This is a genomic window from Nocardia sp. 852002-20019_SCH5090214 (assembly GCF_001665865.1).
GTDB lineage: Bacteria > Actinomycetota > Actinomycetes > Mycobacteriales > Mycobacteriaceae > Nocardia > Nocardia nova.
The window spans coordinates 1-2,178 of sequence record NZ_LZMK01000073.1 but is presented as its reverse complement, the minus strand read 5'-3'; the positions used below and the strand labels follow the sequence as shown (position 1 = coordinate 2,178).

Below are 2,178 nucleotides of genomic sequence, written 5' to 3'. Positions count from 1 at the left end.
TGTCAACTTCGGTTGAATGGTGACCCGGTCGTTCCGGTTGAATTTGGACCCACCCCTTGTTGGTTTGGTTAGTCGTTGGTTTTGGCCGCGGGGACGCGGCCGAGGTCTCGGTCCTTGAGGCGGTAGCTGTCTCCCTTCATCGAGATGACTTCGGCGTGGTGGACGAGGCGGTCGATCATCGCGGCGGCGACAACATCGTCGCCGAACACTTCGCCCCAGCGTCCGAAGGGTTTGTTGCTGGTGACGATCAGCGAGGCTCGTTCGTATCGAGACGAGACGAGCTGGAAGAACAGGTTCGCGGCCTCTGCTTCGAAGGGGATGTAGCCGACTTCGTCGACGATGATGAGCGGAATCCGGCCGAGTTTGATCAGTTCTGCCTGCAGTTTTCCGGCGTGGTGGGACTCGGCCAGGCGGGAGACCCATTCCGCGGCGGTGGCGAACGCGACGCGATGCCCGGCTTGGCAGGCGCGGATTCCGAGCCCGATCGACAGATGCGTTTTGCCGGTTCCGGGCGGGCCCAGGAACACCACGTTCTCCTTGGCGGTGATGAAATCCAGGGTTCCCAGGTGGGTGATGGTGTCGCGCTTGAGGGAGCGTTGATGGTCGAAGTCGAACTCCTCCAATGATTTCCGTGACGGGAAGCGGGCGCTGCGGATGCGTCCTTCGCCGCCGTGGGATTCGCGGGCAGAGACCTCGCGCTGCAGGCAAGCGGCCAGGAACTCTTCGTGGCTCCAGCTCTCGGCGCGGGCGCGTTCGGCCAACCGCTCGACCGCGTTGCCGAGCGTCGGTGCTTTGAGTGCTCGTGCGAGATAGGCGATTTCGGAGGTGACGTTGCGGGAGCCGTTCGCTGTGGTTTTGGTGGCCATCAGGCGATTTCCTCGCTGCTGCCGGCCTCGTCGAGGTCGAACATGCGGTCGTAGTCGGAGAGGTTGCGATGCTCGACATCGGTGTCGATCGCGGGGACCGCGATCAGGCGCCGGGACCGGCGCAGATCCGCGGCCGCGGCCGCGTGGTCGGGATCGGTGATGGTTTGATGGTCGGCCCAACATCGTTGGTGGCGAGCAAGTTCGGCTCCGGCCACGGTGACCACGACCTGGTCCAAATCCGCTCGGACCTCGACCCGGCGGCCGATCGCGCCCGGATGCACCGAGTAGTCGTTGGAGTCCAAACGAACGTAATGATCGCGAGGCAGACGCGTCGTGAGCCGCCACCCGACCACCGGATCAACCGGCGGCAGATCGAGCATCGCTGCAAGGTCGGCCTCCCAGCGATCGACCGGCCGGCACTCCAACCGGCGATGATGACGCTGGTTGGCCTTGACCAGCCAATCACCGAGTTGGGCGTTGAAATCGGCCGGGCTCGCGAACACCCGGCCCGGCAGGAACGACGTCTCCAGATAGCCGTTCGCCCGTTCCACCAGCCCCTTGGCTTCCGGGTCACGAGGGCGGCACTGAATCACCCTGATGCCCAGCGATCCTCGGAACGCGTTCATCGTTTCGGTCAGCTGCGGTTTTCCGCCGCGCCATTGACCGACCGCGGACTCGTTGTCCCACACCAGAGCTCGTGGAACCCGCCCCCACCGCGAGATCAACAGCCAATGCCCGGCCAGCAGATCCGGACTCTGTCGGGTCGGGATCATCGTCGCCGCGATAATCCGCGAATAGCCGCTGACCATCACCAACACCGGCGGATGACCGACATGCCCGAACCCCAGCGGAATGTCGGCCGGCGGGAACCACAGATCGCACTGCGCGAGCTCACCAGGCTGATACTCGGTGCGCGAGGCCGGATCCACCGGCTTGAACAACGGCCGCAACTGCTGCACCCGCTCGAAGAACACCGTCTTGCCGCGCTGCCAGCCGACTCGCTCCATGATCACCGTCGTCGGCATGTCCGGAAACTCGCTCAGCAACGCCCGGATCCGCGGCTCGAACTCATCGACCGCCGACCCACCCGGCTTGCGCTGATACTGCGGCGGCGCATGCGAAGCCAATGCCTTCTTCACCGTGTTCTTCGAAATATTCATCCGCCGAGCGATCGCGCGAATCGCCATCCCCTCCGCGCGATGCAACCGGCGGATCTCCGCCCAGTCCTCCACGTTCAGCACCTCATGATCGTTCACGGGGTGGGTCAGCATTCACCCGGAATCAGAGGGTCAGTCTTCAGGCGGAAGCGACA

At 64.4% G+C, this 2,178-nt stretch carries 2 protein-coding genes; both read right to left on the bottom strand.

Translation table 11 applies throughout. The annotated features are described in order from the left end of the window. Positions 1–68: 68 nt before the first annotated feature. Positions 69–866 carry an IS21-like element helper ATPase IstB gene (gene istB / locus A5780_RS07235; protein WP_062969239.1) on the bottom strand — a complete coding sequence of 266 codons (798 nt, stop codon included), beginning with the start codon at positions 864–866 and terminating at the stop codon, positions 69–71. After that, the gene (istA, locus tag A5780_RS07230) at positions 866–2,107 is read right to left on the bottom strand and encodes an IS21 family transposase (RefSeq protein WP_062969241.1); all 1,242 of its coding nucleotides are present in this window, start codon (positions 2,105–2,107) and stop codon (positions 866–868) included. Before istA ends, istB begins: the two co-directional genes overlap by 1 nt. Between the last annotated feature and the right edge of the window lie 71 nt (positions 2,108–2,178).

Excerpts from the sequence above, each read along its gene's own strand:
- istB (WP_062969239.1), bottom strand. The coding sequence starts at position 866 with ATGGCCACCAAAACCACAGCGAACGGCTCCCGCAACGTCACCTCCGAA.